The 23,864-nt window shown below is 62.1% G+C and carries 26 protein-coding genes; 19 read left to right on the top strand and 7 right to left on the bottom strand.

Annotation, left to right across the window (positions count from 1 at the left end):
- Positions 1–8: 8 nt before the first annotated feature.
- The 19 genes from VDQ28_RS21830 to VDQ28_RS21740 all read left to right on the top strand — a co-directional run bounded on the left by VDQ28_RS21830 (position 9) and on the right by VDQ28_RS21740 (position 17,399).
- Positions 9–401, top strand: coding sequence for an ectoine synthase (locus tag VDQ28_RS21830; RefSeq protein ID WP_323037934.1), 393 nt, complete (start codon positions 9–11; stop codon positions 399–401).
- 126 nt (positions 402–527) lie between these two features.
- Positions 528–1,163, top strand: a complete 636-nt coding sequence (locus VDQ28_RS21825) for a hypothetical protein (protein WP_323037933.1) — start codon at positions 528–530, stop codon at positions 1,161–1,163.
- A 138-nt stretch (positions 1,164–1,301) separates the two neighbouring features.
- A complete protein-coding gene (gene rplO, locus VDQ28_RS21820) occupies positions 1,302–1,781 on the top strand; it encodes a 50S ribosomal protein L15 (RefSeq protein ID WP_323037932.1) in 480 nt (159 codons plus the stop codon).
- A gap of 106 nt (positions 1,782–1,887) precedes the next feature.
- On the top strand, positions 1,888–3,258 hold the full coding sequence (gene secY, locus VDQ28_RS21815) for a preprotein translocase subunit SecY (RefSeq protein ID WP_323037931.1): 1,371 nt from the start codon (positions 1,888–1,890) through the stop codon (positions 3,256–3,258).
- Entirely contained in the window at positions 3,255–3,899 is a 645-nt protein-coding gene (locus VDQ28_RS21810; RefSeq protein ID WP_323037930.1) for an adenylate kinase, read from the top strand. Before secY ends, VDQ28_RS21810 begins: the two co-directional genes overlap by 4 nt.
- A gap of 395 nt (positions 3,900–4,294) precedes the next feature.
- Positions 4,295–4,663, top strand: coding sequence for a 30S ribosomal protein S13 (rpsM, locus tag VDQ28_RS21805; RefSeq protein WP_323038180.1), 369 nt, complete (start codon positions 4,295–4,297; stop codon positions 4,661–4,663).
- Positions 4,664–4,678: 15 nt separating this feature from the next.
- Positions 4,679–5,068 (top strand): 30S ribosomal protein S11, encoded by a 390-nt coding sequence (gene rpsK / locus VDQ28_RS21800; RefSeq protein WP_323037929.1) that lies wholly within the window; start codon positions 4,679–4,681, stop codon positions 5,066–5,068.
- Between the two features lie 119 nt (positions 5,069–5,187).
- Positions 5,188–6,204 carry a DNA-directed RNA polymerase subunit alpha gene (locus tag VDQ28_RS21795; protein ID WP_323037928.1) on the top strand — a complete coding sequence of 339 codons (1,017 nt, stop codon included), beginning with the start codon at positions 5,188–5,190 and terminating at the stop codon, positions 6,202–6,204.
- Positions 6,205–6,357: 153 nt separating this feature from the next.
- Positions 6,358–6,774, top strand: coding sequence for a 50S ribosomal protein L17 (rplQ, locus tag VDQ28_RS21790; protein ID WP_323037927.1), 417 nt, complete (start codon positions 6,358–6,360; stop codon positions 6,772–6,774).
- Between the two features lie 185 nt (positions 6,775–6,959).
- Complete coding sequence (locus VDQ28_RS21785) at positions 6,960–8,369, top strand: Do family serine endopeptidase (protein WP_323037926.1); 1,410 nt, start codon at positions 6,960–6,962, stop codon at positions 8,367–8,369.
- A gap of 168 nt (positions 8,370–8,537) precedes the next feature.
- Positions 8,538–9,854, top strand: coding sequence for a replication-associated recombination protein A (locus VDQ28_RS21780; protein WP_323037925.1), 1,317 nt, complete (start codon positions 8,538–8,540; stop codon positions 9,852–9,854).
- 46 nt (positions 9,855–9,900) lie between these two features.
- Complete coding sequence (crcB, locus tag VDQ28_RS21775) at positions 9,901–10,278, top strand: fluoride efflux transporter CrcB (protein WP_323037924.1); 378 nt, start codon at positions 9,901–9,903, stop codon at positions 10,276–10,278.
- Positions 10,275–11,315 carry an RluA family pseudouridine synthase gene (locus tag VDQ28_RS21770; RefSeq protein ID WP_323037923.1) on the top strand — a complete coding sequence of 347 codons (1,041 nt, stop codon included), beginning with the start codon at positions 10,275–10,277 and terminating at the stop codon, positions 11,313–11,315. Before crcB ends, VDQ28_RS21770 begins: the two co-directional genes overlap by 4 nt.
- Entirely contained in the window at positions 11,312–11,959 is a 648-nt protein-coding gene (locus VDQ28_RS21765; protein WP_323037922.1) for an HAD-IA family hydrolase, read from the top strand. The genes VDQ28_RS21770 and VDQ28_RS21765 overlap by 4 nt, the downstream gene beginning before the upstream one ends.
- Positions 11,956–12,660: an ATP12 family chaperone protein gene (locus VDQ28_RS21760; RefSeq protein ID WP_323037921.1), complete on the top strand. Its 705-nt coding sequence runs from the start codon at positions 11,956–11,958 to the stop codon at positions 12,658–12,660. Before VDQ28_RS21765 ends, VDQ28_RS21760 begins: the two co-directional genes overlap by 4 nt.
- A gap of 255 nt (positions 12,661–12,915) precedes the next feature.
- Entirely contained in the window at positions 12,916–13,932 is a 1,017-nt protein-coding gene (locus VDQ28_RS21755) for an amino acid ABC transporter substrate-binding protein (protein ID WP_323037920.1), read from the top strand.
- A 132-nt stretch (positions 13,933–14,064) separates the two neighbouring features.
- Positions 14,065–15,318 carry an ABC transporter permease subunit gene (locus VDQ28_RS21750; protein WP_323037919.1) on the top strand — a complete coding sequence of 418 codons (1,254 nt, stop codon included), beginning with the start codon at positions 14,065–14,067 and terminating at the stop codon, positions 15,316–15,318.
- 1 nt (position 15,319) lies between these two features.
- The gene (locus tag VDQ28_RS21745) at positions 15,320–16,612 is read left to right on the top strand and encodes an amino acid ABC transporter permease (RefSeq protein ID WP_323037918.1); all 1,293 of its coding nucleotides are present in this window, start codon (positions 15,320–15,322) and stop codon (positions 16,610–16,612) included.
- Positions 16,613–16,622: 10 nt separating this feature from the next.
- Positions 16,623–17,399 (top strand): amino acid ABC transporter ATP-binding protein, encoded by a 777-nt coding sequence (locus tag VDQ28_RS21740; protein ID WP_323037917.1) that lies wholly within the window; start codon positions 16,623–16,625, stop codon positions 17,397–17,399.
- 65 nt (positions 17,400–17,464) lie between these two features.
- Here VDQ28_RS21740 and VDQ28_RS21735 read toward each other — a convergent pair whose 3' ends face one another.
- The 7 genes from VDQ28_RS21735 to yidC form a co-directional block, all read right to left on the bottom strand.
- Positions 17,465–18,430 carry an aminotransferase class IV gene (locus VDQ28_RS21735; protein WP_323037916.1) on the bottom strand — a complete coding sequence of 322 codons (966 nt, stop codon included), beginning with the start codon at positions 18,428–18,430 and terminating at the stop codon, positions 17,465–17,467.
- Positions 18,431–18,529: 99 nt separating this feature from the next.
- A complete protein-coding gene (locus VDQ28_RS21730; RefSeq protein WP_323037915.1) occupies positions 18,530–19,036 on the bottom strand; it encodes a histidine phosphatase family protein in 507 nt (168 codons plus the stop codon).
- Positions 19,033–19,677, bottom strand: coding sequence for a ferredoxin (locus tag VDQ28_RS21725; protein WP_323037914.1), 645 nt, complete (start codon positions 19,675–19,677; stop codon positions 19,033–19,035). Before VDQ28_RS21725 ends, VDQ28_RS21730 begins: the two co-directional genes overlap by 4 nt.
- A complete protein-coding gene (gene argB / locus VDQ28_RS21720; protein ID WP_323038179.1) occupies positions 19,667–20,551 on the bottom strand; it encodes an acetylglutamate kinase in 885 nt (294 codons plus the stop codon). The genes VDQ28_RS21725 and argB overlap by 11 nt, the downstream gene beginning before the upstream one ends.
- A 22-nt stretch (positions 20,552–20,573) precedes the next feature.
- Positions 20,574–21,227, bottom strand: coding sequence for a ribosome biogenesis GTP-binding protein YihA/YsxC (gene yihA, locus VDQ28_RS21715; RefSeq protein WP_323038178.1), 654 nt, complete (start codon positions 21,225–21,227; stop codon positions 20,574–20,576).
- 25 nt (positions 21,228–21,252) lie between these two features.
- Entirely contained in the window at positions 21,253–21,987 is a 735-nt protein-coding gene (locus VDQ28_RS21710) for an MOSC domain-containing protein (protein ID WP_323037913.1), read from the bottom strand.
- Positions 21,984–23,774, bottom strand: coding sequence for a membrane protein insertase YidC (yidC, locus tag VDQ28_RS21705; protein ID WP_323037912.1), 1,791 nt, complete (start codon positions 23,772–23,774; stop codon positions 21,984–21,986). Before yidC ends, VDQ28_RS21710 begins: the two co-directional genes overlap by 4 nt.
- Positions 23,775–23,864 lie beyond the last annotated feature (90 nt).

Raw genomic sequence — 23,864 nt, 5'->3', positions numbered from 1 at the left:
CCCAGGCCATGATTGTCAAACGCCTCGATCAGATCATCGACACCCCCGCCCACGTCAAGGGCGACGCCTTCGAGAGCCGCCGTTTGTTGCTGGCGTCCGATGGGCTTGGATATTCCCTCCACGATACGCTCTGCCTCGCGGGCACCGAGCAACGCCTGCATTACAAGAACCACATCGAGACGAATTATGTGATCGCCGGGCAGGGCACCGTCGAGGACGTTGCCACGGGCAGGGTTCACGCCTTGGCCCCCGGGTCGGTCTATGTGCTTGATCAGCATGACGCGCATATTCTGCGGGCCCAGACCGATATGCGCATCCTGTGCATTTTCACTCCGGCTTTGACCGGACAGGAGACGCATGACAAGGATGGCAGCTACGTTGCGCAGGGCACGGGTTCGTAGGGTGTGTGCTTGCACGCACCGTCCGTCGCCCCCCGCACGGTGCGCCTCATCCAGAGTTGATCGCCCCGTGCTTCCCTTTTCCCGGGCACTGGCCTAGCGTCGCGCACTCAGCCACCCGGAATCACCATGCGCTTTGTCTTGCTCTGTCTTGCCGTCGCCAGCGCGCCGGTTCCCGCTGCGGCCAGTCTGTGCAACTACCGCCTGTCCAACATGATCCCGCGGCAAGAATCGCCTGCGGTCGAGGCCGCGCGCGACACGGTCGGCCTGCGCGACGAAACCGGCGGCATGGTCTTTGTCATGTTCAACCCCAGCACGGGTGAGACCCGCGTGGGCTCGACCGACGCCGGACGACAGGGCAATGCGGATGACGGCTTCGTGGCCCGGACCGCGCGCGTATTGGGCGCGGCGGTGGCCGTAGTGGCGGGCGACTCGCCGCTGGTCACGGCCGGCGGCGCGGTGCTGGGCGCGGGGTTGGAGGCCGCGTGTTTCCTGCGCGATGACCGCGTCAGCGATTACGACGAGGTGCTGGAGGTGCTGCGCGCGGTCGATGCCTCGATGCCGCCCGATCTGTTCGCGCTGATCGAGCCGGGGGAAAGCCGCCGCGACGCCTATGTCCTTCTCAGCCGCAATGACGGTTATGACTTGTCCGAATATCAGGTGCGCGATCTCTATATCGTCAACGGCCAGCTCAGGCATCGCAATTGGGGCGTGAATGATATCGTCGGCGATATCACGGTGTTCATGCGCCCGCGCGGCGATTGAGGGCCTCATGCGGGCTTGATTGCCGAACCGCACCCGTCTATACGCCCCCAGTCTGCCCCCACCGGGCCGACTCAACAAAGAAACGCCGCGTTGCCCCGATCCGTCGCTGGTGGGGTATTCCGGTCAAGGAGAAGCGACATGAAACTGAACGAAATTCGTGACAATCCGGGTGCCAACAAGACCAAGAAGCGCGTTGCGCGTGGTCCGGGTTCGGGCAAGGGCAAGACCGCTGGCCGTGGTATCAAAGGTCAGAAATCACGCTCGGGCGTGGCGATCAACGCGTATGAAGGCGGCCAGATGCCCCTCTACCGTCGCCTGCCAAAGCGCGGCTTCAACAAGCCGAACCGCAAGGAATGGGCCGTGGTCAACCTCGGCGCGATCGAGGGCTTCATCGAGGCCGGCAAGATCGACGCGAAAGCCGAGATCAACGAGGACGTGCTGGTGGCCTCGGGTCTGGTGCGTCGCAAGTTGGACGGGATCCGCGTTCTGGCCAAGGGTGACGTCACCCGCGCGCTGAACATTTCGGTGACCGGTGCCTCGGCGCCTGCGATTGCAGCCGTCGAAAAAGCTGGTGGTTCACTGAAAGTTTCGGTCCAAGCCGTAGAAGCCGCCGAATAAGGTGTTGTGGGTGGGCGCTTCGCCCCTTACATCATTCTCATAGGTTTTCCTGCGCCGCCGACCGGGACCCGGTTTGGCGGCGCTGTCCATGAAAGAGACACGGACCATGGCATCAGCTGCAGAGCAAATGGCGGCCAACACTTCTTGGGCCACCCTCGTCAAGGCGAAAGATCTCCGCCAGCGCATCCTTTTCGCGCTCGGGCTTTTGATTGTTTACCGTCTGGGCACATATATTCCAGTGCCCGGCATCGACGGCGGTGCATTGCGCGAGTTCATGACCGACGCCGCGGCCGGCATCGGTGGCATGCTCAACATGTTCACCGGCGGCGCGATTGCCCGTATGGGGATCTTCGCGCTCGGCATCATGCCGTATATTTCGGCGTCGATCATCGTGCAGTTGGTCGCCTCGATGTATGGCCCCTGGCAGAACCTGCGCAAAGAGGGCGAGCTGGGGCGGCGCAAGCTGAACCAATATACCCGCTACGGCACGGTTTTGCTGGCCCTGATGCAGTCCTATGCGCTGGCCATCAGCCTTGAGGCGGGCGATCTGGCCACCGCACCGGGCTGGTTCTTCCGCATTTCCACGATCATCACGCTGGTCGGCGGCACCCTGTTCCTGATGTGGCTGGGCGAGCAGATCACCGCGCGCGGGATCGGCAACGGCGTGTCGCTGATCATCTTTGTCGGCATCATTGCCGAGGTTCCCGGCCAGTTGGCGCAATTCCTCAGCCAGGGCCGCTCGGGCACTGTCAGCCCGGTTGTGGTGATCGGCATCCTGGTGATGATGATCGCGCTTGTCGCCTTCGTGGTGTTCATGGAGAGGGCCTTGCGAAAGGTTCATATCCAGTACCCCCGGCGTCAGGTCGGCATGAAGGTTTACGACGGCGGCTCCTCGCATCTGCCGATCAAGGTCAACCCGGCCAACGTGATTCCGGCGATCTTTGCCTCGTCGCTGTTGCTGCTGCCGACCACGATCTCGACCTTCTCGGGCAACGCCACCAACCCGATCATGGCGACGATCCTTGCCTATTTCGGGCCGGGCCAGCCGCTGTATCTGGCGTTCTTCACCGGGTTGATCATCTTCTTCACCTTCTTCTACACGCTGAACGTGTCGTTCAAGGTTGATGACGTGGCTGACAACCTGAAGAACCAGAACGGTTTCATTCCCGGTATCCGCCCCGGCAAACGCACCGAGGATTACCTGTATTACGTCGTGACCCGTCTGACGACCGTCGGCGCCCTGTATCTGGCCTTCGTGGCTTTGCTGCCGGAAATCCTGCGCGCGCAACTGTCGATTCCGTTCTATTTCGGCGGGACCTCGGTACTGATCGTTGTGGCGGTGACCCTCGACACCATGAGCCAGGTGCAATCGCATCTCGTCGCCCACCAATACGAGGGTTTGCTTGAGCGGTCGCAACTGCGTGGCAGCCGCGGCAAGAAGGGCAACACCAAGAAGAAGGGGCCAGCCCTGCGATGAACATCATAATGCTGGGCGCTCCGGGCGCTGGGAAAGGCACGCAGGCGCGTGTCCTCGTGGAACAACGCGGCATGAAGCAACTGTCGACCGGGGATATGCTGCGCGCCGCGCGGACCTCGGGCACCGAGATGGGCAACAAGGTTGCGGCGGTGATGGATGCCGGGCAGCTGGTGACCGATGACATCGTGATCGGTCTGATCGCCGAGCAACTCGACGGCCCCCACACCGGCGGCTTCATCTTTGACGGCTTCCCGCGCACCCTGGCGCAAGCCGACGCGCTGGAGGCTCTGCTGGCCGCCAAAGGGCAGCAGATCGACGCCGTCATCGAGCTGCGGGTTAACGACGAAGCCCTCGTGGATCGCATCACCGGGCGCTACACCTGCGGTGCGTGCGGTGAGGTCTATCACGACCGCACCAAGCCGACCAAGGTCGAGGGGGTCTGCGACGAATGCGGGTCCAGCAACCTCAAGCGGCGCGCGGATGACAACGAAGACAGCCTGCGCCAGCGTTTGATGGAATACTACAAAAAGACCTCGCCGCTGATCGGCTACTATTATGCCAAAGGCAAGCTGCGCGTGGTCGATGGCTTGCAAGCCATGGGTGCGGTCAAGGCGGCCGTGGCCAAGGCAATCACCGACTGACCGGGTTTTCGCAGGGGCCAAAGGCGTCTTGCCCTTGGCCCCCGCCTGGGCGCGGACTGTCCTGGGGCGCGGACCGTCCTGTCGCGCGGCCTCTGGCAATCCCGCGTGGTCACCCGACTCGCGTGGCTTTGCGACCTGCTGGACTCGGCACTTGCCGACCGATTCCGGTGCCGAACCTGCGATACATTGACCGAAAGCCGCCGTGTCGCCGAGAAATTTCTTGACAGTGTCTTGTCACTCTTGACCCGCCGCGCAAAACCCCATAGGCGAAGCGCCTGATACCCGATCCGAGTCGCTCGCCGACTCGGGTTATTTGCTTGGCACGGCCACCTGCGGCGCGTGTTGTGAAAAAAGGTTCTGGGACTACGGAACCGCAACAAAAAGGAAAATACCGCGTGGCACGTATTGCTGGCGTTAACATCCCGACCGGAAAGCGCGTTCCCATCGCGTTGACCTATATCACGGGCATCGGTCCGTCGATTGCCGAACAGATCATCACCGCCCTGAACATCGAGCCTGCACGGCGCGTCAATCAGTTGTCGGATGCCGAAGTTCTGGCGATTCGCGAATACATCGACGCCAACGTCAAAGTTGAAGGCGACCTGCGCCGCGAAGTTCAGATGAACATCAAGCGCGCCATGGACATGGGCTCGTACCGTGGCCTGCGGCATCGTCGCAACCTGCCAGTGCGCGGCCAGCGCACGCACACCAACGCTCGTACTCGCAAAGGCCCCGCAAAGGCCATTGCTGGTAAGAAGAAGTAAGGGGAGGCAGGACTGATGGCTCGCGAAAAAGTACGCGTCAAGCGTAAGGAACGCAAAAACATTGCTGCCGGTGTGGCGCATGTGAATTCGACGTTCAACAACACCAAGATCCTGATCTCGGACGTGCAGGGCAATGCGATCTCATGGTCGTCGGCTGGCACCATGGGCTTCAAAGGCTCGCGGAAATCGACACCCTATGCAGCACAGCTTGCTGCAGAAGATGCCGCCAAAAAGGCGCAGGACCACGGTCTGCGCACGCTGGAAGTCGAAGTTCAGGGCCCGGGTTCGGGGCGTGAATCGGCACTGCGTGCACTGGCTGCGGCAGGGCTGGTTGTCACCTCGATCCGCGATGTGACGCCCATGGCGCATAACGGCTGCCGCCCGCCCAAGCGTCGTCGCGTTTAACGCGCATCTCTTGAATACGGACCGCGCCTTTGGCGCGGTCCGCTTTGGCATTTTGTCTGACTGACCCTCGGGCGTGCCCGGTTTGATCATGAACCGGGTACAAGTATGGAGGCGACACCATGATCCACAAGAATTGGCAAGAATTGATCAAGCCCGCGCAATTGGATGTGCGCCCCGGTGCAGACCCCGCCCGCAAGGCGACGGTCATCGCCGAGCCACTCGAGCGCGGCTTTGGTTTGACGCTGGGCAACGCCCTGCGCCGTGTCCTGATGTCGTCGCTGCAAGGTGCTGCGATCACGTCCGTGCAAATCGACAATGTCCTGCACGAGTTTTCCTCGATTGCGGGCGTCCGTGAAGATGTCACCGACATCGTCCTGAACCTCAAGGGCGTCGCCCTGCGGATGGACGTTGACGGCCCCAAGCGCGTGACCATCACGTCGCGTGGTCCGGCGGTGGTGAAGGCGGGCGATATCGCCGTCACGGCGGGCATCGAGGTTCTGAACAAGGACCACGTCATCTGCCATATCGACGATGGCGCGGAATTGTTCATGGAACTGACGGTCAACACCGGCAAGGGCTATGTCTCGGCGGACAAGAACCGGCCGGAAGACGCGCCGATCGGTCTGATTCCGATCGACGCGATCTATTCGCCGGTCAAGAAGGTCGCCTATGAAGTCACCCCGACCCGCGAAGGTCAGGTGCTGGATTATGACAAGCTGACCATGAACATCGAAACCGATGGCTCGGTCACGCCCGAGGATGCCGTGGCCTTCGCGGCGCGTATTCTGCAAGATCAGTTGCAAGTGTTCGTCAACTTCGACGAGCCCGAAGCCGCAGGTCGTGGCGATGCAGACGACGGGTTGGAGTTCAACCCGCTGCTGCTCAAGAAGGTCGACGAGCTGGAATTGTCAGTGCGGTCTGCAAACTGCCTGAAGAACGACAACATCGTCTATATCGGCGATCTGATCCAGAAAACCGAAGCCGAGATGCTGCGCACCCCGAACTTTGGCCGCAAATCCTTGAACGAAATCAAGGAAGTGCTGTCGGGCATGGGGCTGCATCTGGGCATGGAAGTCGAAGATTGGCCGCCAGAGAATATCGAAGAGCTGGCCAAGCGTTTCGAGGACCAGTTTTAACAACGGTGCGTGCAAGCACACACCCTACGATCCGTAGCGTGTGTGTCTTGCCCGTTGCCAACGACACGGACTCGGGCATCTGCCCGCAAGGAGAGCGGACCTCACGCAGGGGACGCCAGACAAAGCAAAACAAACGTATCCAGGAGAATTACCATGCGTCACGCCCGTGGCTACCGCCGTCTCAATCGCACCCACGAACACCGCAAAGCGCTGTTCGCCAATATGTGTGGCTCGTTGATCGAGCATGAGCAGATCAAGACCACTTTGCCAAAAGCCAAGGAATTGCGTCCGATCATCGAAAAGATGATCACGCTTGCCAAGCGCGGTGATCTGCACGCCCGCCGTCAGATCGCGGCGATCCTCAAGCAGGACAAGGACGTTGCCAAGCTGTTCGAAATCCTCGGCCCCCGCTACAAGGATCGCGCCGGTGGCTACACCCGCGTTCTGCGCGCCGGGTTCCGCTATGGCGACATGGCACCGATGGCGATCATCGAATTCGTCGAGCGCGACGTTTCGGCCAAGGGCGCGGCCGACAAGGCGCGTCTGGTCGAGATGGACGACGACGAATAAGTCTTCGTAACTTGCGCTGATATTCACCCCCGTTGCCCACCCGGCAGCGGGGGTTTTTCATGGCGTGGGGTCGCACGGCCAGCGCAGTTGCCGGACCCTCGTCTTCGCATTCGCGTGAGACCACGTTGCGTTGGCCGGATTCCGCAGCCATATTTCCCGACACGTTGATGAGGGCCGGAGGCACTATGCGGATTATTGCGCTTTGTATTGCGGGGGTTCTGGCGGTCGCGGCATGGGAGTTTGCCACGCCACATCTGACGCCGCCACTCGCCGCGCAATCCGTGCCGCAAAGCGTGCAAGAAATCTCGCTTTCCTTTGCGCCGGTCGTGCGTCAGGCGGCGCCCGCCGTGGCCTCGATCTATGCGCGCCGGGTTGTCGAGCAACGGGTGAATCCGTTTTTCAACGATCCCTTGTTCGGCCAGTTGTTCGGCGATCAGGGGCGCAGTGTGCCACGGGTGCAAAATGCGCTGGGATCCGGGGTGATTGTCTCGGCGGATGGGATCGTTGTCTCGAATTATCATGTGGTTGGCGGCGCGGATGATATTCGGGTGGTGCTGGATGATCGTCGCGAATTCGCGGCGGATGTGATTCTGGCGGATCAGGAAAGCGATCTTGCAGTGTTGCGGATGCGGGGGGCGTCGGGATTGCCCGCCGTTACGCTGGCTGATTCGGATCTGGTCGAGGTCGGTGATCTGGTCCTGGCGATCGGCAATCCGTTCGGGGTGGGGCAGACGGTCAGCAGCGGGATCGTGTCGGCGCTGGCGCGCTCGGGCCTCGCGGTGGGGTCGGGGCGCGGGTATTTCATCCAGACCGACGCGGCGATCAATCCGGGTAATTCGGGCGGGGCTTTGGTCGATATGCATGGCCATCTGGTGGGGATCAACACCGCCATTCTGACGCGCTCGGGCGGATCGAACGGCATCGGCTTTGCGATCCCGGCCAATCTGGTCGATCAGGTCGTTGCGCAGGCGCTGCAAGGCCGAGACCGGTTTCAGCGACCCTGGGTCGGGATTTCGGGGCAGGCGGTGGATGCCGCGCTGGCCGACGCATTCGGGATGAGTCTGCCGCAGGGCGTGGTGATCCGCGAAATGCATGACAGCAGCCCGATGCGGCGCGCCGGTCTGACGGTGGGCGACGTGATCCTGGCGGTCAATGGCGAGCCGGTGAATTCGGCGCAGGAGATGATGTTCCGGCTGTCGGCGCAGGGGCTTGGCGGCACGGCGTCTATGACGGTGTTGCAGGGCGAGCGGCAAGGGACCGCCTCGGTGGAGCTGATTGCGCCGCCCGAGGTGCCGGCGCGCGAAACCTTGTCGGTCAGCGGGGTGGTGCTGCGAGGCCTGGTGGCGGAGACGATCAACCCGGCGGTGATTGCCGAGAACAACCTTTCCCCGGGTGCGGCCGGCGTGATGGTGGTGTCGGTTCAGGATGTCGCCGAATGGGCCGGGCTGCGGCCGCGGGATGTGGTGCTGGCGGTCAATCGGCAGCCGGTTGGCAACACGCGCGAGCTGGACCGTGTCTTGCGTGACACGGCGCGGTATTGGGAGCTCGAGATCGAGCGGGAGGGGCGGCGTACGGTGCTGCGCTTTCGGCTGTGAGGGGGGGAGCGGGCCTCGGGGGCATCGAGCCCCCTCGGCCCGCCGGGAGGGTTCCCCTCCCACGGCGCTGGCGCGCCTCCCACCAGGATATTTTTAGAACAAAGACGGGATCGGTGCGCGGTGTCTTTTCGCGTGGCAAGACGGGCGGCGGTTGCGTAGATTGGGCGCATGGCTGACCTTTTTGACTCGGACCCGCAGACACCCCGTGATACCGCGCCGCGCCCCTTGGCGGACCGGCTGCGGCCGCGTGCGCTGACCGAGGTGATCGGTCAGGAGGCGGTGCTGGGTAGGGATGGTCCGCTGGGTGCAATGCTGGGCGCGCGGGCGCTGTCGTCCTTGGTGCTCTGGGGGCCGCCGGGGGTGGGCAAGACCACCATCGCGCGGTTGCTGGCGCAGGCGACGGACCTGCATTTCGTCCAGATCAGTGCGATTTTCACCGGGGTGCCGGATCTGCGCAAGGTGTTCGAGGCGGCGCGGATGCGGCGCGCCAACGGGCAGGGGACGTTGTTGTTTGTCGATGAGATCCATCGGTTCAACAAGGCGCAGCAGGACGGGTTCCTGCCCTATATGGAGGATGGCACGATCCTGCTGGTGGGGGCGACCACGGAAAACCCGTCGTTCGAGTTGAACGCCGCCCTCTTGAGCCGTTCGCAGGTGATCGTGTTGAAGCGGCTCACGTTGATTGATCTCGAAAAGCTGGCGCAGCGGGCGGAAAAGACCCTGAACCGGGCGCTGCCGCTCAAGGGCGAGGCGCGCGAGTCGCTGCTGGAGATGGCGGATGGCGACGGGCGCGCGCTTTTGAACCTGATCGAGCAGGTCATGGCGTGGAGCGTCAAGGAGCCGCTTGACCGCGAGACCCTGTCCAAGCGGTTGATGCGGCGTGCGGCGAAATACGACAAATCGGGCGAGGAGCATTACAACCTGATCTCGGCCTTGCACAAATCGGTGCGTGGCTCGGACCCGGATGCTGCCCTGTACTGGTTCGCGCGGATGCTGGAGGGTGGCGAGGACCCGCGTTTCCTTGCCCGTCGGATCACCCGCATGGCGGTCGAGGATATCGGCCTGGCCGACCCGCAGGCGCAAAGCCAATGTCTTGAGGCCTGGCAGACCTATGAGCGGTTGGGCAGCCCCGAGGGCGAGCTGGCCTTGGCGCAGGCGTTGGTCTATCTGGCGCTCGCGCCGAAATCGAACGCGGTTTATGTGGCCTACAAGGGGGCGCGGGCCTTGGCGAAAAAGACCGGATCGGCGATGCCGCCTGCGCATATTCTCAATGCGCCGACCCAGATGATGAAGGACCAGGGCTATGGCGCGGGCTATGCCTATGACCACGACGCCGAGGACGGGTTCTCGGGGCAGAATTATTTCCCCGATGGGGTGAAACGTCCGGTCCTTTATGCGCCGCCCGAACGCGGCTTTGAGCGCGAGTTGAAAAAGCGCGTCGAGTATTTCGCCAAGCTGCGCGGCAAGCGCCAGACCCCGTCCTGAGGGCGCGTGGCTTGACTTTGCGACGGCTCCGGTTCAAGGCAAGCCGATGATGGGAACGCTGTTTCAGGTGGCGCTTGGCGGTGCCTTGGGGGCCTCGGGCCGGTATTTGACCGGGGTGGCCGCGCTGCGCCTGATGGGGCCGGGGTTCCCGTGGGCGACCTTGGCGGTCAATGTGGTCGGCTCGTTCCTGATGGGGGCCTTGGTGGTGGTTCTGGCGCATGTCAGCGCCACGCGGTTCGCGCCCTTGTTGATGACCGGATTGCTGGGCGGGTTCACCACCTTCTCGGCGTTTTCACTGGATGCGCTGACCCTGTGGGAGCGCGGCCAACAGGGGCTTGCCGGGGCGTATGTCCTGGCGTCCGTCCTTCTTTCGCTGGCGGCGATTGTCGCTGGATTGACCTTTGCACGGAGCCTTGTGGCATGAGCGGCGTACAGCATATCGAAATCACCGGCGACGAGGCCGACATGCGGCTGGACCGCTGCCTCAAGCGCCGGTTTCCGCAGATCACGCAGGGCATGGTCGAAAAATTCTGCCGCAAGGGCGATCTGCGGCTGGATGGCAAGCGGGTGAAAGCCTCGGACCGGGTGGCCGCGGGGCAAACCGTGCGCGTGCCGCCACTGCCGGAAACCGAGGCCCCGGTGCATGAACGGTATCAGGCGCCAAAGATCCCCAAGGACGACATCAAGATGATCGAGGATGCGATCCTGTGGCAGGACGATCATATCATCGCGCTGAACAAGCCGCCGGGCCTGCCGTCGCAGGGTGGTTCGGGGCAGGGCGAGCGCCATGTCGATGGGCTGACCGAGGCGCTGATGTTCGGCTACAAGGAGCGGCCTGTTTTGGTGCATCGCCTCGACAAGGACACCTCGGGCGTGTTGCTGCTGGCGCGTACGCCGCGGGTTGCGCGTCGGTTGGGCGAGGCGTTTCGCAACCGCACCACGCGCAAGATTTACTGGGCGATCGTCGCCGGGGTGCCCAACCCGCAAAAGGGCACGATCCGCTATGGCTTGGTGAAAACCGGTGGCTATGGCAACGAAAAGATGCGCTGCATTCACCCGAATGAGGTGGAAACGACCGAAGGCTCCAAGCGCGCCACCACCGATTTTGCCGTGTTGGAACGGTTGGGCAGCCGCGCCGCGTGGGTCGCCTTGGTGCCGATCACCGGGCGCACCCATCAGTTGCGCGCGCATATGGCCGAGTTGGGGCATCCGATCATCGGCGACGGAAAATATGGCGGCTCGGGTCAGGAAAATCTGGGCGATGGCTGGGGCGCGCAACTGGGCGGCGACATCAGCCGCAAACTGCACCTGCATGCGCGCTCGATCACCTTCAAGCACCCGGTCACCGATGAGATGATCACCCTCACCGCACCCTTGCCCGAGCATATGGCGCGCAGTTGGAAAACGCTGGGCTGGAACATCAAGGACGTGCCCGCCGACCCGTTCGAGGACGACGCATGACGCTGGTGATCTTCGATGTGGATGGCACGCTGGTGGATAGCCAGGCGCATATCGTCGGCGCGATGGAGTTCGCCTTTGCCGCGCTTGGGCTGACCTGCCCGCCGCGCGCGGCGGTGCTGGGCATCGTCGGGCTGTCGTTGCCGCAGGCGATGACGCGTCTGGCACCGGAGGCCGACAACGCGGGTCTGGTCGAGGCCTATAAATCCAGCTACACCAAATTTCGCGCCGCCGAGACCTCGCCGCTATATCCGGGCGCGCTGGAGGTCTTGCGCAGCCTCAGGGATCGCGCGGATATCGTGCTGGGCGTTGCCACCGGGAAATCCCGGCGCGGGCTGGATCATGTGCTGGCGGCGCATGGGCTCGACGGGTTCTTCCAGACGACCCAGGTGGCCGATGATCACCCCTCGAAACCGCATCCGTCGATGGTGTTGACCGCGATGCGCGAGACCGGCGCTGACCCCCGCGACACGGTGATGATTGGCGACACCAGCTTTGATATGGAGATGGGCCACGCCGCCGGGGTGCGATGCATCGGCGTCAGTTGGGGCTATCACCCGGTCAGCGAATTGCGCCTGGCGACCTCGGTGATCGACCATTTCGACGCCCTGTCCGCGACCCTGGAAACCCTGAGGAGGCAACCATGAGCACCCTGCGCAAACGGTTCTGGAACACGGTGGATATTGCCGATGCCGAGGGCGGATTTGCCGTGCAGCTTGACGGGCGCGAGGTCAAGACGCCGGCCAGGACGCCGCTGCGGGTGCCGACCCGCGCCATTGCCGACCTGATCGCGCAGGAATGGGCCGCGCAGGGCGACAAGGTCGATCCTGACACCATGCCCGCCACCCGCGCCGCCAATGCCGCACTCGACAAGGTTCAGGCGCAGTTCCACGAGGTTGCCGCGCTGTTGACCGCCTATGGCGAGACCGATCTGCTGTGTTACCGGGCCGAGGCCCCCAGCGAATTGGTCGCCCGTCAAGCCGCCGCCTGGGACCCGCTGCTGGACTGGTCCTCGCAGCAGTTTGGCGTCAAATGGGCGGTGACCGCCGGGGTGATGCCAACGCCGCAACCACCCGAGACCACGGCAAAGCTGGGGCAGGTCGTCACCGGCCTGTCACCGTTCCAACTGACCGCCTTCCATGACCTTGTGTCGATGTCCGGCTCCCTGGTGATCGCCCTTGCCGTGACGCATAAAATCGCCCCGCCCGATGCGCTGTGGGAGATTTCGCGAATCGATGAACTCTGGCAAATCGAGCAATGGGGCGAGGATGACGAGGCCCAGGCCCTCGCCGATCGCCGCCGCCTGTCCTTCATGAACGCGGTTCGGTTTTTTGACGCCTGTTGCTGAATACGCGCCAAGCCGCTCTGTTTGATCATGAATTTCTGTATTCAATTCAGAGGATGCGCCGCGCTTCCCCTGCGTCACCCTGTGGGCGCTAACGATTGACTTGACGCCCTCGGATTTTCGGCACAAATTCGCCTACGCTGGCATCATACTCGGTGCTGTTTATTGCTTAGGCAATGAATTTGCAGGGTTTTTGACACGATGGGGAATATCCCTATGGTGTGAAACTGTACGAAGACTAACAGGAAGAGGTAAAAAATGAAAAAATCACTATTTCTCGGAACGCTCGCCGTTGCAGCTCTGACGGCTGGAATCGCCTCTGCGACCACGCTTGAAGATGTAAAAGCACGCGGTACGCTGAACTGCGGTGTCTCGACCGGCGTCAACGGCTTTTCGGCACCGGATGCAAACGGCCAGTGGCAGGGTTTTGACGTTGCCGTTTGCCGCGCCGTTGCGGCGGCGGTCTTGGGCGACCCGATGGCTGTCAACTTTGTCTCGACCACCGGCCAGACCCGCTTCACCGCGTTGGCATCGGGCGAGATCGACGTTCTGGCGCGCAACACCACCTGGACCTTCTCGCGTGACGTGGACCTTGGGTTCACCTTCATCGGCGTGAACTACTACGATGGCCAGGGTTTCATCGTGAACCGCAACCTCGGCGTGTCCTCGGCAACCGAACTTGATGGCGCCACCGTCTGCATTCAGACCGGCACCACCACCGAGCTCAACCTTGCGGATTACTTCCGCGTCAACAACATGAGCTATGAGCCGGTTCCAATCGAGACCAACGCCGAAGCGCAGCAGCAGTATCTGGCGGGCGCTTGCGACACCTACACCACCGACGCATCGGGTCTGGCCGCAACGCGCGCCTCGTTCGAAACGCCGGGCGACCATGTGATTTTGCCGGAAATCATTTCGAAAGAGCCGCTTGGTCCGCTCGTTCGTCATGGTGACGACCAATGGGCCGACATCAACCGTTGGGTGCTGAATGCGCTGATCGCCGCAGAAGAGCTGGGCATCACCTCGGCCAACCTCGAGCAGATGGCAGCCGGCACCAACAACCCGGAAATCAACCGTCTGTTGGGCAGCGAAGGCGACCTTGGCGCGATGCTGGGTCTTGACGCAGATTGGGCGCAGCGTGCCATTGCCGCTGGCGGCAACTACGGCGAGATCTTCGCGTCGAACATCGGCGAACAGACCCCGGTCGGTCTGGCCCGTGGCCTGAACGCACAATGGACCCAGGGCGGTCTGATGTACGCACCGCCGTTCCGTTAAGGTTCGGTCTTTATTGGCGCGCGATCTGCGGATCGCGCGCCATTTTTCTTTACAGACAAAGCATAACTGTGCAGCCTGACGTCGCATACCGACGCGGAATAATAACAACGCACAGATGCAGGGAGAGTATTTATGGCGATGGACAGCGGGGCTCCGAAGGGGTCATTTCGCTTGAGCATGCTGCTATACGACACGCGGTATCGTTCACTCACAATTCAGGTTTTTGCCTTATTTCTGTTGATGTTGGGCGCCGCATGGCTGGTCGACAACACGATCAGGAACCTCGCCGCACTTGGCAAAGATTTCTCATTCAGCTTTCTTGGCAACGTGTCCGGCTACGACATTTCGCAGCGGTTGGTCGAATATTCGTCCACCAGCACCCATGCCCGCGCCGCGTTGGTTGGTCTGCTGAATACCCTGGTCCTGGCGATCACGGCCTGTCTGGCGGCGACCGTTCTCGGTGTCTTGGCCGGGATCTTGCGCCTGTCCAAGAACTGGATGGTGGCGCGGCTGATGACCATCTACATCGAAACCTTCCGCAATATTCCCGCGCTGCTCTGGATCGTTGTTTTCGGCGCAATTCTGACCGAGTCGATGCCCGCGCCAAATGCGTTCCGGGGCGACACCCCGACCGCCAGCATGAACCTGTTTGACAGCGTCGCGATCACCAATCGCGGCGTTTATGTCCCCGCACCGCAGTTCTCGCGCAGCCTTGGGTCCGTTGATATCGGCTCGGTGTCGCCAAGCCTTGATGCGCTTGCCATCATTCTTGTGGTGATCCTGTCCATCTGGGGTTTCCGCCGTCTGGGGGCACATGCCACACGGGTTCAAAATGATACCGGCGTACGGCCGACAACCTGGTGGAAGGGGCTCCTGATCCTGTTCAGCCCGACGATCCTGCTGCTGTTGGCGCTCGGCTTTCACCTTGATTATCCCGTGCTGCGCGGCTTCAACTTCAGCGGTGGCCTGCAATTGCGCACGTCGTTCATCGCGATGTGGCTGGGTTTGAGCGTCTACACCGGCGCTTTCATCGCGGAAATCGTGCGCGCCGGCATCATGGCCATTTCGACCGGACAATCCGAGGCCGCCTTCGCCCTGGGCCTTCAGCCCAACCGTACCACCCGGCTGGTGATTCTGCCGCAAGCGCTGCGCGTGATCGTGCCGCCGATGATCTCGCAATACCTCAACATCACCAAGAACACGTCGCTGGGCCTGGCGGTGGGGTATATGGACCTGCGCTCGACCCTGGGCGGGATCACCATCAACCAGACCGGCCGCGAGCTGGAGGGCATGATGCTGATGATGCTGGTTTATCTGGCGTTGAGCCTGATCATCTCGTCGATCATGAACTACTACAACAGCCAAGTTAAGCTGAAGGGGCGGTAACATGGAAGAGCATCTCGGCCTCAACTACGTCCGCACCGAAATGTTGGAACAACAGGCCCCACCCAGTACGGCGATCGGGCCCGTCAAATGGGTACAGGAGAACCTGTTCAACGGCATCCTCAGCTCGATCCTGACGGTTCTGTCCTTCCTCGCAACGGCGCTGGTCATCTACGAAGTCGGCCCCTGGCTGATGAACTCGATCTGGGTTGCCGACTCGCTGACCCAGTGCCGCGAGATCCTGGACGGCGCCACCGGCGCCTGTTGGGCGGTCATCCGCGACCGCTGGCACCAGTTGCTGTTCGGCTTCTACCCCAGCGCGTTGTATTGGCGTCCCATCGTGGCGATGATCCTGATGCTCATCGCCCTGGCCCCCATCCTGTTCCCCGCCGTTCCGCGCAAGGTCTTGTGGTTCTCGGCGGTCTATCCGTTCATCGCCTTCTTCCTGTTGTGGGGCGGCTCGATCTGGTTGCCGATCGTGATCCTGCTGGGCTTCGTCATCGGCGCCGTGGTGATGATGGCGACCCAGAATTTCGGCACGCTCATCTCAAGCCTGGCGACGATTATCGTGCCGGTCCTCTATTGGCTGTTCTTCGCGTTCCCGCTGTCGGACACCCTGCAGGGCATCCTGCCCATCGGCATCGAGGCCGTGCGCTCGCAGGACTTCGGTGGCTTCAAGCTGTCGATCATCATCGGCATCACCGGCATTGTCCTGTCCTTGCCGATGGGCGTGCTGCTGGCGCTGGGGCGGCAATCGAACATGCCGTTGATCCGCTGGATCTGCGTCATCTTCATCGAGTTCATCCGCGGCGTTCCCCTGATCACGCTGCTGTTCACCGCCTCCTTGCTGCTGAACTACTTCCTGCCGCCGGGCACCAACTTTGACCTCGTGCTGCGGGTGATCATCATGGTGACGCTGTTTGCCACGGCCTATATGGCCGAGGTGATCCGCGGTGGTCTGGCCGCCTTGCCGCAGGGCCAATACGAGGCCGCCGACGCCCTGGGCCTCGACTATTGGAAAGCGCAGCGCCTGATCATCATGCCGCAGGCGTTGAAAATCTCGATTCCCGGCATCGTCAACACCTTCATCGGCCTGTTCAAGGATACCACGCTTGTGGTGTTCATCGGCCTGCTCGACCCGATCGGTTTTGCCAGTGCGATCCGCGCCAACTCGGATTGGCAGGGTATTTATTGGGAGCTGTTCATCTTCATCGGTGCGGTGTTCTGGATCTTCTGTTTCAGCATGTCGCGCTATTCGATGTATCTCGAACGTCGCCTCAAGACCGACCACCGTTAAGGAGAAACGCATGGAAACGACTGCACAACGCAGCGCAATGACGGTGAGCGACGAGGTCGCGATCCAGATCACCAACATGAACAAGTGGTACGGGGCGTTTCACGTCCTGCGCGACATCAACATGACCGTCAATCGTGGCGAGCGGATCGTGATTTGTGGCCCCTCGGGGTCGGGCAAATCCACGCTCATTCGCTGCATCAACCGGCTGGAGGAACACCAGAAGGGCCAGATCATCGTGGATGGCACCGAGCTGTCCTCGGACCTCAAGAACATCGACAAGGTCCGCTCCGAGGTCGGCATGGTGTTCCAGCACTTCAACCTGTTCCCGCATCTGTCGATCCTCGACAATCTAACGCTGGCGCCGATCTGGGTGCGCAAGATTCCCCGGAAAGAAGCCGAAGAAATCGCGATGCATTTTCTGGAAAAGGTCAAGATCCCCGAGCAGGCCGACAAATTCCCCGGCCAACTCTCGGGCGGTCAGCAGCAGCGCGTGGCCATTGCGCGTTCGCTGTGCATGAAGCCGCGGATCATGCTGTTCGATGAACCGACTTCGGCGCTTGACCCCGAGATGATCAAAGAGGTGCTCGACACGATGATCGAACTGGCCGAGGAGGGCATGACCATGCTCTGCGTGACCCACGAGATGGGCTTTGCGCAGGCTGTGGCGAATCGGGTGATCTTCATGGATCAGGGCCAGATTGTTGAACAGAACGAACCCAAGGAGTTCTTCAGCAATCCGCAATCCGAGCGTACGAAGCTGTTTCTCAGCCAGATTCTGGCGCACTGACGCAACAGCGCCGCGCGCGTTCCGGCCAAGACACGGATCAAGGGGGGCTGCGGCCCTCCTTTTTCTTATGCGCCCGGCGTCCCGGTGTCGGGCATCTTGGGGTATTCAACCACCGTGCGCATCTGTGGATCGTCATGCAGGCGCCAATACTGCTCGGTCATCCGTGCGGTGATCGGGCCAATCTTGCCAGACCCCACAGGCTGCCCGTCAATCCGGGTGACCGGCATCACGCCGCCTGCGGTCGAGGTAACGAACACCTCCTCCGCCGTGATCAATGCGGCGGGCGAGAGGGTCCCGGCGGTGCAACTGACCTGCAGCGCCGCGCTCAGGTCAAAGATCGTCTGCCGGGTGATACCCTGCAACACGCCGTTCTTTGGCGTCAGGATTGCGCCATTCTTCACCGCGAACACGTTGAATCCCGGCCCTTCGGCGATATTGCCCGCGCCGTCCACCAGAATTGCCGTATCCGCGCCCCGCGCATAGGCGGCATACAGGCCCTTGACCAAGTCCAGCCAGTGATAATTCTTCACCGTTGGATCGACCGAGGCGGGCGGAATGCGCAGCAGATCGGTGATTGCCACATGCAGCCCGTGTTTCAACTGCGCGGGGTTGGCGATCGAGCCGAACGGGATGGCAAAGGCGATGAACCGATTCTGGCAATCGCGCGGATCCCGGCTGAAGCGGGGCGACAGGCCGCGCGTGCAGATGAATTCGACATAGGCGTTTTGCAGGCCCGACAGTGCCACGCAATTGCACAGGATTTCCGTCACCTGCGCGCGATCATAAGGGATCGTCATGTGCAGTTTGTCGAGGCCCGCAAAAAACCGGTCCAGATGGTCGTTGAGCCGCAAAAATGCGCCGTTCCAGACATGCGCCACGTCATAGGTGGCATCCGAGTGCAGAAAGCCGTTGTCCAGCACCGAAATCCTGGCCTCGCCAATCGGCAGGTATTGGCCGTCCATATAGGCGGTGCCGGGCGGATAGGGGGTCGGGTCCTCGTGGCAGGTAGAGAGGCGTGGAAACTTGCGCATGGCGGGGCTCGGTTGTGGTGTAAACTGTTAAAAAACCCCTAACGCTGCAGCGTAAGGGGTTGTTTTTGCGTGTCTCTCACCCTGTCCCACGGGGGGACATCAGGCCGGGATTTCGCTGGGGATGATAAAATCCCGGATCGACCCCATTCCATAGGCGACCTCTTTCCAGTCCGCCACCTCCAGCGTCACCACCAGGGTCGCACCCGTCGGATAGCGATGGAAATCCGGATTCATCGGCACCTGCGCGACGATTCGTTCCGCAAATTCACTGATCCCCGGATTGTGCCCGATCATCATCACCGTGTCCGCTTTCGCGTGCCGCAAAACTGCCAGCATCACATCAGGCCCGGCATTATAGAGCGCCGATTTCAACGTCGGCTCGACCGCACCCTCCAGCGACGGGGCCAGCCCCTCCCAGGTCTCGCGGGTCCGCGCCGCATCCGAGCACAGCACCTCCTGCGGCACATATCCACGCGAGGCCAGCCAGCCGCCCAGATCGGCCGCCGCAGCTTTCCCCCGTTCATTCAGGGGCCGCTCGTGATCGGGGGTCGTCGGGTCATCCCAGCTGGACTTGGCATGCCGTGTCAGAATCAGGCGTTTTGTCATGTGTGAAACCGGCTCATGTGATAGGCGGATTGAGCTGCCAGTCTTGCATGCCTTTGCGAGGCGGGGCAAGCGCCACGCGCCCGGCACCCTTCGGAAAGACAGCGGTTTCCGGCGTCTGTATTCAGAAAGTCATGACAGGCCGCCACATCATACACCGTCGGCGACAAGGCATTCACCGGGCAGGCGGTTCGGCAGGGTTGATCCTGGCAGGTGTCGCAGGGATTCCGCGTGGCAGGCAAAGGAACGTCAAACGGCACCGCCAGCGCGCCGCGAAAGGACACCCACAGGCCCGCCTCGGCATGCACCAACATACCGACCGGGCTTTGCCACAGAGCGCCCGACGCCAGCGCCCATTTGAAGAACGGCGGAAAGGGCGGGCCGTCGGAGGGAAACAGGGCCCGCCCACCGAACCGGGCTGCGACGCCGTCCAGAACTCGCATCGACCAGCGATCCAGCGGATCAGGCTGGCCGTCCAACCATTCGGCAGACCGGGTGACGTGCTCCCACCACGACGCGCCACCCATTGGCCCGATCAGAACCAGAGACCGTGCCGCGTCGGGGCAGAATTCGGGGTCGGCGGGTAGACTGGCCAAAGCCACCAGATGATGGCTTTGGAGCGCCGCGATCAGGTCAGGTGCCATGCCCACGCACGGCAACCTTGGCCTCGGTGGAGCGGATCATGCTGCCCGCCCCGTGCTCGGTGAACAACTCCAGCAGGCAGGCATTGGGGACCCGGCCGTCCAGGATCACCACGGCGCGAACCCCCTGTTCCAAGGCCTCCAGCGCGGTCTCGGTCTTGGGGATCATACCACCCGCGATCACGCCCGCTTTGGTCATCTGGCGCACCTGTTCCGAGGTCAGCTCGGTCACGACATCGCCGTTCTCGTCCTTCACGCCGGACACATCGGTCAACAGCAACAAACGATCCGCCTTGAGCGCACCGGCAATGGCCCCGGCGGCAGTGTCGCCATTCACGTTGAACGTCTCGTTGGCGGCCATGCCGGTGGCAACCGGCGCCACGACCGGGATGATCCCGGCATTGTAGAGGTCGCGCAATACCTGCACGTTCATTTCGACCGGGCGACCGACAAAACCCAGCTCCGGGTCATCGGCCACGCAGACCATCATGTCGTCGTCCTTGCCTGACAGGCCGACGGCGCGGCCACCTTCGTCCATGATCGCCTGCACGATGCGCTTGTTGACCAACCCGGTCAGCACCATTTCGACGACCTCGACGGTCGCCTTGTCGGTCACGCGTTTGCCGCGCACGAATTCGGACTTGATGCCCAACCTGTCCAACATGCTGTTGATCATCGGCCCGCCGCCATGCACGACAATCGGGTTCAACCCGACTTGGCGCATCAAGACGATATCGCGGGCGAATTCCGCCATGGCGTCCTGGTCGCCCATCGCGTTGCCGCCGAATTTGACGACGACGACGGCGCCCGAAAAACGCTGGAGGTAAGGGAGAGCCTCGGACAATGTCCGGGCGATGGCGGTCCAATCACGGTTCATGGTTTGCTGTTTCATGTTGGCATTACTGCATGGTTGCGATGAGGGCGCGAAGTGTGGCGATACCGTCGCCCTTTTCAGACGAAGTCACAAGGATCTCGGGATACGCGGCCGGATGTTGTTGCAAGGCTGCACGAACCTGCGCAAGCGTCTTTTCCTGCTGCTCCATGCCGATCTTGTCGGCTTTGGTCAGGACCACCTGAAAGGTCACGGCGGATTGGTTCAGCAGCTGCATGATGTCGTGGTCGACCTTTTTCACGCCATGGCGCATGTCCACCAGCACAAAGGCGCGGCGCAGTGTCGCGCGGCCGGACAAATAGGCTTTGAGCAGCGCTTGCCATTGTTTGACGATCGGCAGCGGAGCCTCGGCAAAGCCGTAGCCGGGCAGGTCGACCAAAAAGAAATGACCGCCGACGTCGAAGTAGTTGATTTCCTGCGTGCGGCCCGGTGTGTTCGAGGTTCGCGCCAAGGCCTTGCGCCCGGTCAACGCATTGATCAGGCTTGATTTCCCGACGTTCGAGCGACCGGCAAAGCACACTTCGAGGCGGTCAGCGGGGGGCAGGCCGGGCATCGCCACGACCCCTTTGACAAAATCGACATCGCCGGCAAACAGCTTGCGGCCCGCCTCGATGTCTTCGGGCGTCGGATGCGGCGTGAGGGGAAAGGGCAGGGGTGCGATCATGGGAAAACTATCACTTCATCCTCTATGGCGATCTCGCCGGTGGCGATGACTCGCCGTAAACGCCAAAATCCTGGTGGCCCCAACCTTGGGTCAAGGCGTCCAGCGTTTCGCCCTGCCTGATCCCGGAGATGGGGTCAAAGGTCGTGGCAACGCAGCGTGTAATGCGTTTCTCAATCTTCAATCGGGCGCTGCCGATCTGGATCTCGCGGCCAATCCAGTTGAACTCCTCCCAGGGGGGCAATCCATCAAGCCACAGATTGCCACGCCACCGATGGATCGACAAGTCGAGCCCCATCTTGGTGGCCAAAGCCGTGTTCGAGGACAGGTTCAGAAGTGACACATAGGGCTCGGGCACATCCGTTAACGCGCCCCCATCAGACCGGGAGACAAGGCGCGACGGCGCAGGGCGTGTGTCGGGCCACAAGGGGCGCAGCCATTCCAGAAGGGCGCTCGCCGCCTGCGGCAAGACGCCGGTGAAGGTCTCGCGATCCGGGTGAGACAGCGTGATTGCCTGCGTGCGCTCATCGAAGGTCGCGCGAACCGCCTGCAAGCGACCCTCGGCCGCGCCGCGCACAAAGCGCAGCTTGGGCTGCCAGACGTCCAACTCCGCCTGGGTTTCGGCGGCCTCGGTGGCGACAGCCCAGAGGCGGTCAAACGGAAGGGGGCGGCCCCGCGTCAGGGCCGCCCTTTCAATTTCCTGCCATCCCACCGATTTGACCGGATGCCGGACGATATGCGCAAGGCGTATCCGGCTCATCCGGACTTGCCACCGCGCGGGCGCTTGACCGAGGCTTTGATATTGCCAAACACATCCGGTCTTGAACCATGCGTCGACATGATCAGGTACTGCTGCGTGAAGGTGATGATGTTGTTGCCGATCCAGTAGATCAACAGGCCGGACGCAAAGCCGCCCATCACAAACATGAAGACCCATGGCATCCAGTTGAAGATCGTCGCCTGCATCGGGTCCGCAGGGGCCGGGTTGAGGCGCATCTGGAACCACATCGACGTGCCGAACAACAGCGGCAGCAATCCCAAGAAGGCGGTCGCCATCAGGGTGCCCGGCTCAGGAGCCGCCCAAGGCAGCGCGCCAAACAGGTTGAAAAGCGATGTCGGATCAGGGGCCGAGAGGTCGTTGAACACCCAGATCCACGCGGCATGTCGCAATTCGATGGTGACAAAGATCACTTTGTACAGCGAGAAGAAAATCGGGATCTGCAGCAAGATCGGCAGGCACCCGGCGGCCGGGTTCACCTTTTTCTCGCGGTACAGCGCCATCATTTCCTGCTGCATTTTCTGGCGGTCGTCGCCAACCCGTTCCTTCATCTTGGCCATTTCGGGCTGCAGCTCTTTCATCCGCGCCATCGAGACGTAGGATTTCCACGCCAAGGGCAGCAACAGCGCCTTGAGGAACAGGGTCAACACAAGGATGGACCAGCCCATGTTGCCGATAATGCCGTGAATGAAGTTCAGAACCTGAAAGATCGGCCGGGTCAGGAAAAAGAACCAACCCCAGTCAATCGCGTCGGTGAACCGCTCGATGCCAGCGTCTTCGTACTCGCTGAGCGTGGCGAATTCCTTGGCACCCGTGAACAGCATGGACTGAACGCTGGCCGAGTCACCCGGTTGCACGGTGACAGTCGCCTGCCGCATGCTGGCCTGATAGATGTCGGCACCGGGGACGTGTTGCGCAACTGCGGTAAAGCCTTGCCCCGGCACGCCCATCAGTGAGGCCATGAAATACTTGCTGGTGAAGCCGATCCAGCCGTTCTCGGCTGCGGTTTGCGTGCGGGCGGGCGTGCGCTCACGGTCGCTGACTTCATACCCTACCATGTCGCCGTAATCATCTTCGGTCAGGCTGCCGTCGATCATTTCCACGAGACCTTCGTGCGAAATAAAGAACTTTTGCAGGTCAGCGGGTACGCCATGCTGTGCCAGAATCCCGTAGGGATCCAGCGAGACGGCCGTGTCGCCGGTGTTCTCGACGCGCTGGTCGATGGTGAAAACGAAGTTCTCGTCAACGCTGATATTCCGCGTGAACACCAATCCAGACCCATTGTCCCAGCGCAGGGTGATGGGGGTTGCTGGCGTCAGGCTGTTGCTGCCGACCTGTTCCCACACGGTATTCGGGCCGGGGACCTGTGCGTAATCCAGCGCGCCGCGCGGGCTCCAACCGAACAGGGCATAATAGGGATGGCGGTCGCCACCGACCGGGTTCAGCAAATGAACAAGGTCGGAATCGTCGTCTACCGTTTCACGATAATCGCGCAGTTGAAGGTCGTCGAAACGCCCCCCTGTCAGGGCGATGGAGCCGCGCATGCGTGGTGTGTCGATCTGGATGCGAACGGCTTCCACAATCGGTTCTGCCGTCGTGCCGGCAACCGCGCCAGGCACCACATCCGCCGCGGGCGGCGGGAGCAATTCGCTCTGCGCGACGCTGTCTGCCGGGCTGGGCTCGGGCGGCGGGAACAGGGCGAACCACCCCATGATCACCGCGAGGCTGAGGGCAAAGGCGAGAATTAGATTTTTTGTTTGATCGTCCATCGGGTCTTTCCGGGCGCGATTTCAGTGCAGGGCTGGTTCAACAAGCCCAGCCCGCAAAGGTCAAGCGGATTCCCCCAAAGGGGGCTGGAT

It is taken from the genome of Pararhodobacter sp. (assembly GCF_034676545.1).
GTDB lineage: Bacteria > Pseudomonadota > Alphaproteobacteria > Rhodobacterales > Rhodobacteraceae > Pararhodobacter.
Note: the sequence above shows the minus strand (reverse complement) of the source record. Positions and strands in the feature narration are given on the sequence as shown.